20 protein-coding genes are annotated in these 12,568 nt (G+C 53.0%); 3 read left to right on the top strand and 17 right to left on the bottom strand.

Annotation, left to right across the window (positions count from 1 at the left end; all coding sequences use genetic code 11):
* The 4 genes from rpsM to rplO all read right to left on the bottom strand — a co-directional run bounded on the left by rpsM (position 1) and on the right by rplO (position 3,411).
* Positions 1–369, bottom strand: a complete 369-nt coding sequence (gene rpsM, locus AC0L7R_RS04520; RefSeq protein ID WP_247129885.1) for a 30S ribosomal protein S13 — start codon at positions 367–369, stop codon at positions 1–3.
* Between the two features lie 518 nt (positions 370–887).
* Complete coding sequence (locus AC0L7R_RS04515) at positions 888–1,466, bottom strand: adenylate kinase (RefSeq protein ID WP_473659097.1); 579 nt, start codon at positions 1,464–1,466, stop codon at positions 888–890.
* On the bottom strand, positions 1,463–2,824 hold the full coding sequence (gene secY / locus AC0L7R_RS04510) for a preprotein translocase subunit SecY (RefSeq protein ID WP_247129887.1): 1,362 nt from the start codon (positions 2,822–2,824) through the stop codon (positions 1,463–1,465). Before secY ends, AC0L7R_RS04515 begins: the two co-directional genes overlap by 4 nt.
* 104 nt (positions 2,825–2,928) lie before the next feature.
* Positions 2,929–3,411 (bottom strand): 50S ribosomal protein L15, encoded by a 483-nt coding sequence (gene rplO, locus AC0L7R_RS04505; protein WP_348107804.1) that lies wholly within the window; start codon positions 3,409–3,411, stop codon positions 2,929–2,931.
* Positions 3,412–3,709: 298 nt separating this feature from the next.
* On the opposite strand from rplO, the gene AC0L7R_RS04500 reads away from it, so the two are divergent.
* The gene (locus AC0L7R_RS04500) at positions 3,710–4,684 is read left to right on the top strand and encodes a YHYH protein (protein ID WP_473659094.1); all 975 of its coding nucleotides are present in this window, start codon (positions 3,710–3,712) and stop codon (positions 4,682–4,684) included.
* A 218-nt stretch (positions 4,685–4,902) separates the two neighbouring features.
* Positions 4,903–5,526: a PEP-CTERM sorting domain-containing protein gene (locus AC0L7R_RS04495; RefSeq protein ID WP_473659092.1), complete on the top strand. Its 624-nt coding sequence runs from the start codon at positions 4,903–4,905 to the stop codon at positions 5,524–5,526.
* A 331-nt stretch (positions 5,527–5,857) separates the two neighbouring features.
* On the opposite strand, the gene AC0L7R_RS04490 is transcribed toward AC0L7R_RS04495, so the two are convergent.
* The 12 genes from AC0L7R_RS04490 to rpmC all read right to left on the bottom strand — a co-directional run bounded on the left by AC0L7R_RS04490 (position 5,858) and on the right by rpmC (position 11,259).
* The gene (locus AC0L7R_RS04490) at positions 5,858–6,496 is read right to left on the bottom strand and encodes a hypothetical protein (RefSeq protein ID WP_473659090.1); all 639 of its coding nucleotides are present in this window, start codon (positions 6,494–6,496) and stop codon (positions 5,858–5,860) included.
* Positions 6,497–6,949: 453 nt separating this feature from the next.
* Positions 6,950–7,138 (bottom strand): 50S ribosomal protein L30, encoded by a 189-nt coding sequence (gene rpmD, locus AC0L7R_RS04485; RefSeq protein ID WP_247129892.1) that lies wholly within the window; start codon positions 7,136–7,138, stop codon positions 6,950–6,952.
* A 3-nt stretch (positions 7,139–7,141) separates the two neighbouring features.
* A complete protein-coding gene (gene rpsE / locus AC0L7R_RS04480) occupies positions 7,142–7,726 on the bottom strand; it encodes a 30S ribosomal protein S5 (protein WP_473659087.1) in 585 nt (194 codons plus the stop codon).
* A gap of 119 nt (positions 7,727–7,845) precedes the next feature.
* Positions 7,846–8,211 carry a 50S ribosomal protein L18 gene (gene rplR, locus AC0L7R_RS04475; RefSeq protein ID WP_247129894.1) on the bottom strand — a complete coding sequence of 122 codons (366 nt, stop codon included), beginning with the start codon at positions 8,209–8,211 and terminating at the stop codon, positions 7,846–7,848.
* A gap of 11 nt (positions 8,212–8,222) precedes the next feature.
* Positions 8,223–8,756, bottom strand: coding sequence for a 50S ribosomal protein L6 (gene rplF, locus AC0L7R_RS04470; RefSeq protein WP_348107800.1), 534 nt, complete (start codon positions 8,754–8,756; stop codon positions 8,223–8,225).
* A gap of 10 nt (positions 8,757–8,766) precedes the next feature.
* Complete coding sequence (gene rpsH, locus AC0L7R_RS04465; protein WP_473659086.1) at positions 8,767–9,159, bottom strand: 30S ribosomal protein S8; 393 nt, start codon at positions 9,157–9,159, stop codon at positions 8,767–8,769.
* Between the two features lie 13 nt (positions 9,160–9,172).
* The gene (gene rpsN / locus AC0L7R_RS04460; protein WP_247129897.1) at positions 9,173–9,478 is read right to left on the bottom strand and encodes a 30S ribosomal protein S14; all 306 of its coding nucleotides are present in this window, start codon (positions 9,476–9,478) and stop codon (positions 9,173–9,175) included.
* 20 nt (positions 9,479–9,498) lie between these two features.
* Positions 9,499–10,062 carry a 50S ribosomal protein L5 gene (rplE, locus tag AC0L7R_RS04455; RefSeq protein WP_348107799.1) on the bottom strand — a complete coding sequence of 188 codons (564 nt, stop codon included), beginning with the start codon at positions 10,060–10,062 and terminating at the stop codon, positions 9,499–9,501.
* Positions 10,062–10,367: a 50S ribosomal protein L24 gene (gene rplX / locus AC0L7R_RS04450; protein WP_247129899.1), complete on the bottom strand. Its 306-nt coding sequence runs from the start codon at positions 10,365–10,367 to the stop codon at positions 10,062–10,064. The genes rplE and rplX overlap by 1 nt, the downstream gene beginning before the upstream one ends.
* 2 nt (positions 10,368–10,369) lie before the next feature.
* Positions 10,370–10,738 (bottom strand): 50S ribosomal protein L14, encoded by a 369-nt coding sequence (rplN, locus tag AC0L7R_RS04445; protein WP_183524614.1) that lies wholly within the window; start codon positions 10,736–10,738, stop codon positions 10,370–10,372.
* A gap of 80 nt (positions 10,739–10,818) precedes the next feature.
* Positions 10,819–11,049 carry a 30S ribosomal protein S17 gene (gene rpsQ / locus AC0L7R_RS04440; protein ID WP_247129900.1) on the bottom strand — a complete coding sequence of 77 codons (231 nt, stop codon included), beginning with the start codon at positions 11,047–11,049 and terminating at the stop codon, positions 10,819–10,821.
* 3 nt (positions 11,050–11,052) lie between these two features.
* Positions 11,053–11,259: a 50S ribosomal protein L29 gene (gene rpmC, locus AC0L7R_RS04435; RefSeq protein ID WP_247129901.1), complete on the bottom strand. Its 207-nt coding sequence runs from the start codon at positions 11,257–11,259 to the stop codon at positions 11,053–11,055.
* A 261-nt stretch (positions 11,260–11,520) separates the two neighbouring features.
* On the opposite strand from rpmC, the gene AC0L7R_RS04430 reads away from it, so the two are divergent.
* Entirely contained in the window at positions 11,521–12,138 is a 618-nt protein-coding gene (locus AC0L7R_RS04430; RefSeq protein ID WP_473659083.1) for a TIGR02466 family protein, read from the top strand.
* Here the strand turns inward: AC0L7R_RS04430 and AC0L7R_RS04425 are convergent.
* On the bottom strand, positions 12,119–12,529 hold the full coding sequence (locus tag AC0L7R_RS04425; protein WP_473659081.1) for a hypothetical protein: 411 nt from the start codon (positions 12,527–12,529) through the stop codon (positions 12,119–12,121). The two genes, AC0L7R_RS04430 and AC0L7R_RS04425, sit on opposite strands and share 20 nt — an antisense overlap.
* Positions 12,530–12,568 lie beyond the last annotated feature (39 nt).

Raw genomic sequence — 12,568 nt, 5'->3', positions numbered from 1 at the left:
TTATTTCTTCTTACCAGCAATGGCCTTTGCAGGGCCTTTGCGAGTACGCGCGTTGGTAGATGTACGCTGACCGCGCACAGGGAGGTTACGACGGTGACGCAGGCCACGGTAGCAACCGAGGTCCATCAGACGCTTCACGTTCATCTGAACTTCGCGGCGCAGGTCGCCTTCGACAGTCAGATTTTCGTCGATGTATTCACGGACTTTCAAGACTTCTGCGTCAGACAGTTCGTTCACACGACGTGTGTGATCGATACCGATCGCGTCGCAGATCTGAACAGCTGTGGTAGAGCCGATTCCGGTGATGTAGGTCAGTGCGATTGGAACGCGCTTTCCTGTAGGGATGTTTACGCCAGCAATACGTGCCACGTGCATTTCCTTTACGTTGCGGGTCCGTGGTTCCAGACCCTTTTTTCACAACGGAAGCCCGGACCTAAAGGCGCCGGGCTGCGTCATATCGAGGTAGCTTGCGATCATCGGGTGCGACCCAATTCCTGCAAAATGATTCTCATAAGAGATGGGGGTGTTTAGGAGTGATTCAGCGGGGGGTCAAGTCTTAGATCGAACCGCAGGATCACGCCAAAACATAACGTCTCTGATCAGCCGAAATAGGCCGTAGCCAAGCACCCCACAGGCCATATTATTTATCCCTGAAGACAAATGAAGGTTCCTCGTGAGCACACGGCAATGGTCGCGCCACTCTTTCGGCTCCTCAAGAAGCACACCTTCCACAATATTCCAATCGCGCCAGCCGTCGCAGTAGCTTTCCAGCAAGGCAAACTCTGCGTTAAAGTACCGGCTCAGCAAAACGTAAAACGCAAAACCGGAACACAGCGAAATGGCAAAAATCGCTAAATCGATCCAGTCCCGGCGCTTACGCGTTTGGGTCAACCAAGGACCGCCTTGATGCTTCCAGCCACGTCTTCCATCGACGCGAGCCCATCAACTGATTTCAAATCACCCTTGGCGTAGTAATACCCGATCAGCGGTGAAGTCTGCTTATAGTAGGCCATCAGGCGGATCTTCAGGCTTTCTTCGTTGTCGTCAGCACGGGCGGTGCCTCCGGCAGCTACGGCTTCTGCCGCACGACCGAGGATACGCTGCACAAGCACATCTTCGTTCACTTCCAGCTCAATCACGTGGTCGAGCGTCTCGCCCATCTCTGCCAGCAGTTCACCAAGCGCATCGGCCTGTGCCAATGTCCGTGGGAAGCCATCAAAGATAAAACCGTTCGCGTCTTTCTGAACTTCCAGCTGTTCGCGAATCAAACCAATCACGATCTCGTCCGTCACAAGGTTGCCAGCGTCCATAACGGCAGCAACCTTTTTGCCCATCTCGGTGCCCGATGTCTTTGCTGCGCGCAGCATGTCACCGGTGCTGAGTTGAACCATATTCCGCTCTTTGACCAAGATGGAGGCTTGTGTTCCTTTGCCCGCTCCTGGCGGTCCAAGCAGAATAATATTCATCGGCGTGACGGTCCCTTACGTTTTGCTCCACCGCGTTTACCACGGAGTTGCGATTTTTCAATCAGGCCTTCGTACTGATGTGCAAGAAGGTGTGACTGGATTTGCTGGATCGTGTCCATACCAACAGACACAATAATCAAGATCGACGTGCCGCCAAAGTAGAACGGGATGGACAGCTGTGAACGAATGATCTCTGGCATCAGGGCAACCAAAGCAAGGTAACCGGAACCCAGAACCAGAATACGGTTCACAACATAATCTAGGTAGTCAGCGGTCTTTTTACCGGGACGAATACCCGGCACAAAACCATTCTGGTTCTTCAGGTTCTCTGCGACTTCTTCCGTCTTGAACGCAACTTCCTTCGTGTAGAAATACGTGAAGAAGATGATCATCGCTGAGAAGAAGATTAGGTAAAGCGGCTGACCAGGGCCAAAGTAGGCCAGAATAGTCGACATCACAGGGTTCGTTGACCCGCCAGAGAACGTGCTGATCGTTGTGGGCAGCAACAGCAATGCGGATGCAAAGATCGCTGGCATAACGCCTGCAGGGTTCACCTTGATCGGCAGGTGGGACGACGAACTGTCGTAGACCTTCATGCCGCGCTGTTGACGTGGGTATTGGATGTGGATTTTCCGCAGGCTGCGTTCCATGAACACAACAAACGTCAGAACCGCGATCACCATCAGGATGACACCGACGATCACAACAGGGCTGATCGCACCGGACCGGCCTTGCGACAGGAACTGCGCAAGCGCTGCTGGAACCTCGGCAATAATGCCGACGAAGATGATCAAGGAAATACCGTTGCCGATGCCACGTGCGGTGATTTGCTCACCCAGCCACATCAGGAACATCGTCCCGCCAACAATCGTAATGATGCACGACGCTTGGAAGAACAGGCCCGGATTGGACGCAAGCCCACCCGCCTCGAGCGATGCGGCAAGACCAAAGGCCTGTGCTGTCGCCACGATCACGGTCAGGTAACGCGTGTATTGGTTAATCTTGCGGCGCCCCTGCTCACCCTCTTTTTTGAGGTTTTTCAGCGGCTCGTACATTGTGGACAGCAACTGGATCACAATGGATGCAGAGATATACGGCATGATCCCGAGGGCAAAAATACCCATGCGGGACAGCGCACCACCGGTGAACATCGACAGGATGCCACCGATACCGGCTTGGGCGTCCTCCATAAAGGAACGAAGGGCAGCACCATCAATACCGGGAACCGGAATGAATGTGCCAAGACGGTAAACGATCAAAAGGCCAAGTGTGAACAGGATACGCTGGCGCAACTCAGTTGCTTTGCCGAACGCCCCCCAGCTCATGTTGGATGCCATTTGCTCTGCTGCGGATGCCATATGGGTCTCTTCTCATGAAAAACGCCGCCACGGTTTCCCGAGTGGCGGCGTTTGGGAAAACTTGAGTTTGGTATGTAAGCGACCAATTGGCCGCTCACAAGGTCTTACTCAGCCGCTACTTTCGCAGGGGCAGTTGTTGTGAGCTTTCCGCCAGCCTTTTCAACTGCTTCAACCGCACCTTTTGATGCGCCGTGAACAGCGATGTTGGCTTTTGCGGTGAATTCACCTTTGGCCAGAACGCGGATACCGTCCTTTTTGCGACGTACCAGACCGGATGCGATCAGCGCATCTTCGGTGATGTCCGCTTTGACGTCGATTTTGCCAGCGTCGATGAATTTCTGGATCAGACCAAGGTTCACAACTGCGTATGTCTTGGCATTGATGTTGTTAAAGCCACGCTTTGGAAGACGTTGGTAGATCGGCATCTGACCGCCTTCGAAGCCTTTGATGGCTACACCGGAACGGGATTTTTGACCTTTAATACCACGGCCACCCATCTTACCTTTGCCAGAACCTGGACCACGGCCGATGCGTTTTTTGCGTGATGTTGCGCCCGGGTTGTCGGACAGTTCGTTCAACTTAAACATTGTCGCTTCTCCTTTTGCCGGAGGACCCCGTCCAGCGACGGAAATGGGGCACACGGCGTTTCAAATAGATCGGATTCGGGAACCCGACTGGGGGCGTATAGACGGGTGTGCAGGACGGATCAAGTAGGCGGGTAAATCAAAATTCTCAGTACGTGAAAGCAGAAGGAAACCCGCACGACATGAACGCGGTTCAAATCTTTTCACAATATTGAAATTACGGCGACGGAAACGGGAAACGCCAACGTAGAACAGGATATGCCCAAACGATTTACCCAGCCAAGTGATGATCGGATTTCTTATGAAAACTCTGCCCTACCTTACCGCCACAATGCTGATAGCGACTTCAGCCTCGGCAGACACAACCGATGATCGCTTACATGAGATTGAACATTTTTTCGAAAATGCCGTGGTCCTCAATGGGCCAGAGATCGTGGATTGCACATTATCGGGCGGCACCCAGACAAGCTGCTTTTCGATCACAGTTAAGGCAGAGCCGCAGGATTACACGCCCGGCCCATGGTGCCCCACATCGATCAATGACGATGCGAGGGCAGGCGGCATCTGGCTGAACGAAGGCGAGGTGTTGGACGTCGACGGCACATTCATCACGGAACTATCGACGCTTTATGGTGACGAGAACTGGCAACTTTTCAATGAGACAACAGGCGAAGTGAACGTCACGGACACACAGGCCTCTTGCGAAGCAGCCGCCCGTCCAGATGTTGATCCAGAGTACAACAATTTCTGCGTTCAGTGCCTGCCCGAATACATGGATGACGACGCGAGCATGACTTACGTCATTCCTTTAGAACCACAGCTTAGCGCGCAAACCGTGCAGACCAATACAGCGGGTTCGGGCCTTGCGCACAATGGTGTGCGTCTTGATGGCCCTGCCCCTGTGGATGCCATTCTGTCCGCCTATACGGTTGCGCCCTTTGACGACTGCGGCGGGCACGTGAACACCCATGTCGGCTATCATTATCACGCGGTAACGAACTGCCTTGATCAACCTGCAACCGACGGAAACGATGCAGCACAGGTTGGGATCGCGATGGATGGCCATGCAATCTTTACGCACTTGCTATCTGACGGTTCAGAGCCGGAGGGGCTCGACGCCTGCAACGGCCATTCGGACGAAAACGGCGTATATCATTACCACGCAGGTGCTGCTGGAACAAATGCGATCCTGTCGTGTCTCAAGGCTGAAGTGGGCTGCGCTTCGGAAGATACCGACGCTGTTTGTGATGCATCTGCGCGGCGGCCGCGGCCGTAAAACAGCGACCTAAACACAATCAATTGAGCAGCGTTCCCCTCCCCCCAGTGGAACGCTGCCAGCGGAAATGACAAGAAATAATGTATATTTTTCGGCAATTTGGCAGTATTGACACTTTTCAGCCCAACAATTGTCGTAGGTGCCCTCTAACACACACCCCAACGTAAACCGTCACGTGATCTTGGGACGGTTGTGTCTTGTTGTTGTTGGAGACTGTCATGGCAAAACTGGTTTCATCGCTGATCGCAGCGTTAGTGCTTTCACCGAGCGTGTCTGCTGCAGCAACACTGCTGTCAATTGACCTAAGCATTGCGAACCAGATCACTGTCGTCGCCGAACCGGGCCTTGCCAACGCAACTGTGTCTGGATCGGACGGCGTAGGTATCTATCTTCCGAATTTCTTTGCGGACGGCAACACGGGGTTCGGGATCAATAACACATCAGGCGACTTTAGTTCGACGAACCAGACATCCGACGGTTCGGCCAATCTATGGAGCTTTAGCGGCGACACCGGCCTGAACATCTGGTCGTTCGTAAACGGCGGGACCGTAAGTTTTACTGATGGCACACAGGCATTTACGGGATCCGCGACATGGAACCTGACGCCGGGCCTTTACGCCGAATTCGTCAACGCCCCCGGCGCTGGTTCCTTGTTCTTTCCTGCGGATAGCGCGAACGACATCGTAGGCCAAACAGCCATCGGTGAATTCACAACATCCAACGCAGTCCCAGCGCCTGTGCCGGTGCCGGCATCTGTGCTTTTGCTTGGGTCGGTCCTGTTTGGGTTGGGGTTATTCGGGCGTCGCCGCAAGCAATCTGACGGCATGCTGCTGCCCGCTTAAGCGCACCTAAATTCGTAAAAATCAGCCTGTGACTCACGTGCACAACCCGTGCACGATGCGTGCACCGCCGCGTCGTCCCGTGACCGCCTAAAATGACCGAGCGCGCCACCACGCTGGAACGCCCTTCACCTGAGCCGTTTTTCAATCGGCAGTGTCCATAGCAACCCGCTGCCTGTTGTCCAAAGCGGACCTTATGATCCTACGCCGAATTACCGCAAAGCGGACAAGCGTCCTTTTGCAGCGGTTGCGCGGACGCTGGCTTTCCGGAAGCTGGCGTTTGTATATCTAGCTAGACTGGCTTAAAAATTGCCCCAATATCGTAGTCAGACACTTATTGGATCGTCAAAGCGAAAATTGTAAACGCACCACAATCGCGGATGTTTTCTATTGAAAACCTCTTTGAGGCCAATCTGTTGGCGTACAAACTCTGATATCCACGACCTCGCACCGCTAAGACCTTTTCAAGCGCAAGCGCAGACGGTTCGCCTGTGTCAGGCTCAATGGCGGCCAGAGAGTTAGCTTCACTGTTGAGCAACGCAATTTCGTAGGTTGCTGAAAAGAGCGTTCCTAGGAAAGCAACTCGTTTTTGTGGTACAGCCAAAGCAGGTGAATTCCAGTTCCAGAAGTTCGGCCATTGCATCTCAGCGGTAGATTCATTCCCTGTCGCATTTTCTCTGGCCGTTCGGGCAGCAGCGTTACCTATTGCCCAGTCAGCATAGCCTTGTAGAACGACATCATCGCACGATAACGCACTGCGGTTAGGTTGGTAGCTATCCGAAAGATGTATTGCGCGTCTCTCATTTGTATCATCTGGCGGTTGATTGGCTTTCCTAGGGTCGCTTCTCAGTAGCCCAATATCGATTGGGTCGATCTGAAATCGAAATAGATCTTGGATAAAAGCATCGAGATTGACGAGAGGGTCGCCCACGGGAAGACACCCCGGCAGCAAAAAAAGAACCCAAAGAAGCATCGAGCGTCTCAAAGTAAGCACAAAATCTCTCCAATATGACTTCCCCTAGAACGACTAACGGTTGGCTTTATATTGTTTTTTTTACAATATCATGCAGCTCTACTCCAAAGCAGTAGACCGCCGTTCCGCAAACATCAAAGCATGGAAACCCGTACTTGCGTTACTTTTCCCGAGCAAACTCGGTCGTTCGGATTATCCAACTCAACATAATTTTCAAAATCCGACATTCGTGTGCCCCCTAGCATTGGGGGCTCTGGGCTCAATGGCTGTCGTTAGCTGCTGAAATGGGGGGGCAGCATCCGCGACAAAGGCCAATGGGGATCGCTGCGCCCCCGTGCATGGCACCGATATCACAGCGTCCCCCCTCCCCCAATTCAACGCAAAACGCCCCGCAGTTTTCTGCGAGGCGTTCTGAATGTCGCTGCGGGGTTTCCCCTGCGTTCGAAGTCAGGCTCAGCCTTTTTCTTCGATGATCTCAACCATGTGAGAGATCTTGTTAACCATGCCGCGCACGGAAGGTGTGTCTTCCAGTTCTTTGGTACGGTTCATTTTGTTCAGGCCCAGGCCGATCAGCGTTGCGCGCTGTTTGGCGGGACGACGGATTGGAGAACCAATCTGTTTTACAACGATTGTTTTAGCCATGGTTTAGACCTCCTCAGTTGCAGCAGCTTCAGCCGCTGGTGCGTCATCACGCTTTGGCAGGATGTCGGCAACCTTTTTGCCACGACGCTGTGCGACGTTGCGTGGGGATTGCTCGGACTTCAGGCCGTTAATTGTAGCGCGGATCATGTTGTATGGGTTCGCAGAGCCGATGGACTTGGACACAACGTCCTGAACACCCAGCATTTCGAACACAGCACGCATTGGACCACCAGCAATAATACCAGTACCAACTGGGGCTGTCCGCATCACAACTTTACCAGCGCCGTGGCGACCGTTTGTGTCGTGGTGCAATGTGCGGCCGTCTTTGAGCGCGACGCGGATCATCTGACGCTTCGCTTGCTCAGTGGCTTTGCGGATCGCTTCAGGAACTTCCTTCGCTTTACCCTTACCAAAGCCGACGCGGCCTTTTTGGTCGCCAACAACTACGAGTGCGGCGAAGCCAAAGCGCTTACCACCCTTAACAGTTTTGGAAACACGGTTGATTGCGACCAAACGGTCAGCAAACTCTGGTGCTTGTTCTTCACGGTTGCGACGGTTGCCGCCCCGGTTGTTTTCACGTTCTGCCATGAATGCAGTCCTTATTCAGGTGGCGCGCTTTGCGCCTATTAATCTCAATCGCAGTGACGCGTGGCGCGTCCCCGATTATCGAGGCGGCCTGAACGCTGTCCAAGCCGCCTACTGTTCGTTTAGATCTTCAGACCGCCTTCACGGGCAGCGTCTGCCAGTGCTTTGATCTTACCGTGGAAGAGGAAACCACCACGGTCGAAGAATGCAACTTCAACACCAGCTTTTTTAGCACGCTCGGCAATAGCCGCGCCCACTTTTTGAGCTGCTTCGATGTTGTTCTTGCCGTAAAAACCCAGGTCCTTTTCGAGCGAAGAAGCGGACGCGATTGTAACGCCGTTTACATCGTCGATCAGCTGGACGCTGATGTTTTTGTTGGAGCGGTGTACAGACAACCGAGGGCGACCCTGGTTGGCAGTAACTTTCCGCAGCTTGTTCCGAACGCGCAAGCGGCGCTTCAAGAACAGAGTTCTTTTTGAATTTGCCATTGTTACCGTCCTTACTTCTTCTTGCCTTCTTTGCGGAAGATGTACTCGTCCTTGTACTTGATACCCTTGCCTTTATATGGCTCGGGCTTACGCCAAGCGCGGATGTTTGCCGCGACCTGACCTACAAGCTGTTGGTCGATACCTTCCACAGTGATCTCAGTCGGCTTTGCAGCTGTGACTGTGATCCCTTCGGGCACTTCAAAGTTGACGTCGTGTGAGTAACCAAGCGCCAGTTTCAGGGTTTTGCCCTGCATCTGTGCACGGTAACCAACACCGTTGATTTCAAGTTCTTTCTTGAAACCTTCGGTAACGCCGGTGGCCAAGTTCGCGATCATAGTGCGGGTCATGCCCCACTGCTGACGCGCGCGCTTGGATTTACCACGTGGTTCAACGGAAACGGACTGGCCGTCTACTGTGATTGTCACGTCGTCTGTTGCTTTAAAGGTCCGGGTCCCTTTCGGGCCTTTCACTTCGATGGTTTGGCCGGATACGGACGCAGAAACGCCGGATGCCAGTTCAACCGCTTTTTTACCAATACGAGACATCGAGTTCTCCTTAGAATACGGTGCAGAGCACTTCGCCGCCAACGTTGGCCGCCCGTGCGCTTGCATCCGTCATCACACCTTTGGAGGTGGAGACAATCGACACACCCAGGCCCTGACGGACTTGTGGGATGTCATTGACGCTCATGTAAACGCGACGACCAGGTTTTGAGACCCGTTTCACTTCACGAATTACAGCTTCGCCTTCGTAGTACTTGAGGCTGATCTCGATTGCCGGGTGGCCATCTTTGCCAGTCGTCAGCTCATAGCCGCGAATGTAGCCTTCGTCTGCCAGTACGTTCAGGACAGAAACACGTGCTTTAGAAGCAGGTGATTCAACCGTGGACTTACCGCGAAGTTGGTTGTTGCGGATACGTGTGAGCATATCACCGATAGGATCGTTCATTATCTATGCTCCCTTACCAGCTTGACTTGACCATGCCGGGAATTTCGCCATTGGAACCAAGGTCCCGCAGCGCGATCCGGCTGATCTTGAGCTTACGGTAGTAAGCGTGTGGACGACCTGTCAGCTGGCACCGGTTGTGCAGGCGAACAGCAGACGAGTTGCGTGGCAGTTTTGCGAGTTCAAGTGTTGCCTTGAAACGCTCTTCTACTGGCTTCTCTTTGTCGTTGATGATTGCTTTGAGCGCAGCACGCTTTTCAGCGTACTTAGCGACCAATTTCTCGCGCTTAACTTCGCGAGCGATCATGGATTTCTTAGCCATATCTAAATTCTCCCTACCGCTTAGCTGTTGAAAGGCATGTTGAAAGCTTTCAACAATGCTTTTGCTTCAGCGTCGTTACCGGCGGTGGTGCAGATTACGATGTCCATGCCCCAGTTTTCGTCAACTTTGTCAAAGTTGATTTCTGGGAACACGATGTGCTCTTTCAGGCCAGTGGCGTAGTTGCCGCGACCGTCGAAAGATTTGCCGGATACGCCGCGAAAATCGCGGATACGTGGCATTGCAACTGTGATCAGACGATCAAGGAATTCGTACATCTTGTCACCACGAAGGGTCACTTTTGCACCAAGAGGCATGTCTTCACGAACGCGGAAACCAGCGATGGATTTCTTAGCGCGTGTTGTCATCGCTTTTTGACCGGCGATTGTAGACAGATCTTCTTGAGCCGACTTTGCTTTCTTGCTGTCACGGACAGCTTCTGCACCGCAGCCGATGTTCAGAACAATTTTGTCCAAACGTGGGATCTGCATGTCGTTTTTGTAGCCGAATTCTTCTTTCATCGCAGCACGGATCGTGTCGACGTAAGCAGTTTTCAAGCGCGGGGTGTAGTTTGCGTTATCAAGCATTAGATCGCATCCCCTGTTGTTTTCGCAAAACGAACTTTCGCTTCGCCATCCATACGGAAGCCAACGCGTGTTGCTTTGCCATTTGCATCAACAATCGCCAGATTGGACAGGTCGATCGGCATCGCCTTTGGCGTGCGGCCACCCTGAGATGTCTGGGTTTGCTTTGTGTGACGGATCGCCATGTTCACACCATCAACGATGGCTTTGCCGGACTTAGGATCGATGGACGAAATTGTGCCCTTCTGACCTTTGTCTTTACCAGCAAGAACGATGACACTGTCACCTTTACGGAGCTTAGCAGCCATAGTTACAGCACCTCCGGAGCAAGTGAGATGATTTTCATGAAGTTTTTCGCACGCAATTCGCGAACAACTGGCCCAAAGATACGCGTACCTACTGGCTCATTGTTGTTGTTCAGGATCACAGCAGCGTTTTTATCAAAACGGATTGCTGTGCCGTCTGCGCGACGAACTTCTTTTGCGGTGCGTACGACGACGGCCTTACGGACGTCACCTTTCTTTACACGACCACGTGGAATGGCTTCCTTCACCGATACGACGATAATGTCACCGACACTCGCGTAACGACGGTGGGAACCACCCAGAACCTTAATGCACTGAACACGGCGCGCGCCGCTGTTGTCAGCCACATCTAGGTTGGTTTGCATCTGGATCATTTAGATTCTCTCCGACCTATGGGCATAGTCCCGATTTCTGTCCGGGGGCCCAGGGTTTCGTTAATACTGTTGGGTACCGCTTAAGAAGCGATAACTTCCCAGCGTTTCGTTTTTGACTTAGGCGCACATTCTTGAATGCGAACTTGATCACCTACGTTAAAGGTATTCTGCTCATCGTGCGCCCGGTACTTTTTGGACTTACGAATTGTTTTCTGAAGCAATGGGTGCTTGTAGCGGCGCTCAACAGAAACTGTGACTGTTTGGGCGTTCTGGTTGCTTGTGACAACCCCAGTAAGGATACGCTTAGGCATTGATTAAGCCTCCTTGGCAGCGGCTGCTGCTTTTTCGTTCAGAATGGTTTTGACTTTAGCAGCGTTGCGACGTGCAGCGCGGATACCTGATGTGTTTTCCATTTGGCCAGTGGCCTGCTGGAAGCGCAGGTTGAATGATTCTTTTTTCAGATTTGCCAGCTCATCACGAAGCTGGTCGGGGGTCTTTTCCCGCAACTCATTGGCTTTCATGCCATTTTCCTTTGTTTCAAACACTGGGAGGCCGCGCGATATGCGTCACCCCGAATCCAGTGGATTGGGTAGAAGTTGGCCGTATAGGGGGGTTCTGTGAGTCTCGCAACCCCTAACGGCCCTTTGTTTTTAAGGATTTGGCAGGAGTGTGGGATGCCACGCAACATAGCGGATCAATGCCTGCTCGCAATCAGCTTTGCGCCCTGTATATAGACGGACAAATCCCAATTAGATCGCCCGCAGCCGCGTCGAGGACATCCAATGACCAAAACAACCCCCCTCTTCACCACCCCGCTCTACCGTGCCCCACTAAATGACCACGGCAAGATTGATCAGGATGAACTGGCCACGTCATGCGATGTGATCGCGAATGATGATGAGGCTGGTCAGGATTGGTGTGAAGAGAACGAGTTTCCGGGCTATACCTCTTACGCCTCGCTAACCGATCTGCCGTGGCGTTTTCCGATCTTTAAGGAATTGGTGGCAGCATTAGATCAGCATGTGGCCGCGTTTGCCAAAGAATGCCATTTTGATTTGGGTGATAAGGAGCTGAAGTTAGAGGACCTGTGGATCAACATCCTGCCTGAGGGCGGCATCCATACCGCCCATATCCATCCGCATTCGGTGATTTCTGGCACAACCTATGTGGCGATGCCCGAAGGCACGTCAGCGATTAAATTCGAAGACCCGCGTTTGGCGATGATGATGGCCGCGCCGGGGCGCTTGAAAGACGCCCCAGAGGCGTTGAAGCAATTTGTCTACGTGAAGCCCGATGTGGGTGACGTGTTGCTGTGGGAAAGCTGGTTGCGCCACGAGGTGCCGATGAACATGGCCGAAGACGAACGGATCACCGTGTCGTTCAATTATAGCTGGGGGTAGCGGCTGGCGGATGCTGGTCCGCAACATGACCACCTTCAAGCATCTGTAGAATGCCCGCTTCGATGTCTTCCGTTCGATCAACTTTCCATTCGCCCATTGCATAGGGCCCGAAGACGACAATCAGCATACACCCTGTTGTCGTGATGTCGAAAATGGCGCGGTAGACTTTTGCGAGCCTACTGATTTCCGCCGTATGCACCTTATGAAATGCGATTTGGGGTGGCTTTGCCGCGTGCAGCGCGAGCCCCGACGTGGCTGCCATGAAACAGAAGAACCCGAGCCAGAGTGAAAGCGTTTCATTCCAACCCGTCCGGATGCCCATGGGAATCGCGGCGGCTGGCGCTGTCGACATGAAGAACAGAGCAACTGCTGTCATCGCTTGCCGTATCATCACAAAGCACCTCTTAGATTATCAACCACGCCCCACGAT

The sequence above is a fragment of the Yoonia sp. D2-7 genome (assembly GCF_055809435.1).
The sequence above is the reverse complement of the archived record's forward strand: the minus strand, read 5'-3'. Positions and strand labels throughout refer to the sequence as shown.

Bases quoted from the DNA above. Each gene is read 5' to 3' on its own strand.
- AC0L7R_RS04515 (WP_473659097.1), bottom strand. From the start codon at position 1,466: ATGAATATTATTCTGCTTGGACCGCCAGGAGCGGGCAAAGGAACACAA.
- secY (WP_247129887.1), bottom strand. From the start codon at position 2,824: ATGGCATCCGCAGCAGAGCAAATGGCATCCAACATGAGCTGGGGGGCG.
- rplO (WP_348107804.1), bottom strand. From the start codon at position 3,411: ATGTTTAAGTTGAACGAACTGTCCGACAACCCGGGCGCAACATCACGC.
- AC0L7R_RS04500 (WP_473659094.1), top strand. From the start codon at position 3,710: ATGAAAACTCTGCCCTACCTTACCGCCACAATGCTGATAGCGACTTCA.
- AC0L7R_RS04495 (WP_473659092.1), top strand. From the start codon at position 4,903: ATGGCAAAACTGGTTTCATCGCTGATCGCAGCGTTAGTGCTTTCACCG.
- AC0L7R_RS04490 (WP_473659090.1), bottom strand. From the start codon at position 6,496: ATGCTTCTTTGGGTTCTTTTTTTGCTGCCGGGGTGTCTTCCCGTGGGC.
- rpmD (WP_247129892.1), bottom strand. From the start codon at position 7,138: ATGGCTAAAACAATCGTTGTAAAACAGATTGGTTCTCCAATCCGTCGT.
- rpsE (WP_473659087.1), bottom strand. From the start codon at position 7,726: ATGGCAGAACGTGAAAACAACCGGGGCGGCAACCGTCGCAACCGTGAA.
- rplR (WP_247129894.1), bottom strand. From the start codon at position 8,211: ATGGCAAATTCAAAAAGAACTCTGTTCTTGAAGCGCCGCTTGCGCGTT.
- rplF (WP_348107800.1), bottom strand. From the start codon at position 8,756: ATGTCTCGTATTGGTAAAAAAGCGGTTGAACTGGCATCCGGCGTTTCT.
- rpsH (WP_473659086.1), bottom strand. From the start codon at position 9,159: ATGAACGATCCTATCGGTGATATGCTCACACGTATCCGCAACAACCAA.
- rpsN (WP_247129897.1), bottom strand. From the start codon at position 9,478: ATGGCTAAGAAATCCATGATCGCTCGCGAAGTTAAGCGCGAGAAATTG.
- rplE (WP_348107799.1), bottom strand. From the start codon at position 10,062: ATGCTTGATAACGCAAACTACACCCCGCGCTTGAAAACTGCTTACGTC.
- rplX (WP_247129899.1), bottom strand. From the start codon at position 10,367: ATGGCTGCTAAGCTCCGTAAAGGTGACAGTGTCATCGTTCTTGCTGGT.
- rplN (WP_183524614.1), bottom strand. From the start codon at position 10,738: ATGATCCAGATGCAAACCAACCTAGATGTGGCTGACAACAGCGGCGCG.
- rpsQ (WP_247129900.1), bottom strand. From the start codon at position 11,049: ATGCCTAAGCGTATCCTTACTGGGGTTGTCACAAGCAACCAGAACGCC.
- rpmC (WP_247129901.1), bottom strand. From the start codon at position 11,259: ATGAAAGCCAATGAGTTGCGGGAAAAGACCCCCGACCAGCTTCGTGAT.
- AC0L7R_RS04430 (WP_473659083.1), top strand. From the start codon at position 11,521: ATGACCAAAACAACCCCCCTCTTCACCACCCCGCTCTACCGTGCCCCA.
- AC0L7R_RS04425 (WP_473659081.1), bottom strand. From the start codon at position 12,529: ATGATACGGCAAGCGATGACAGCAGTTGCTCTGTTCTTCATGTCGACA.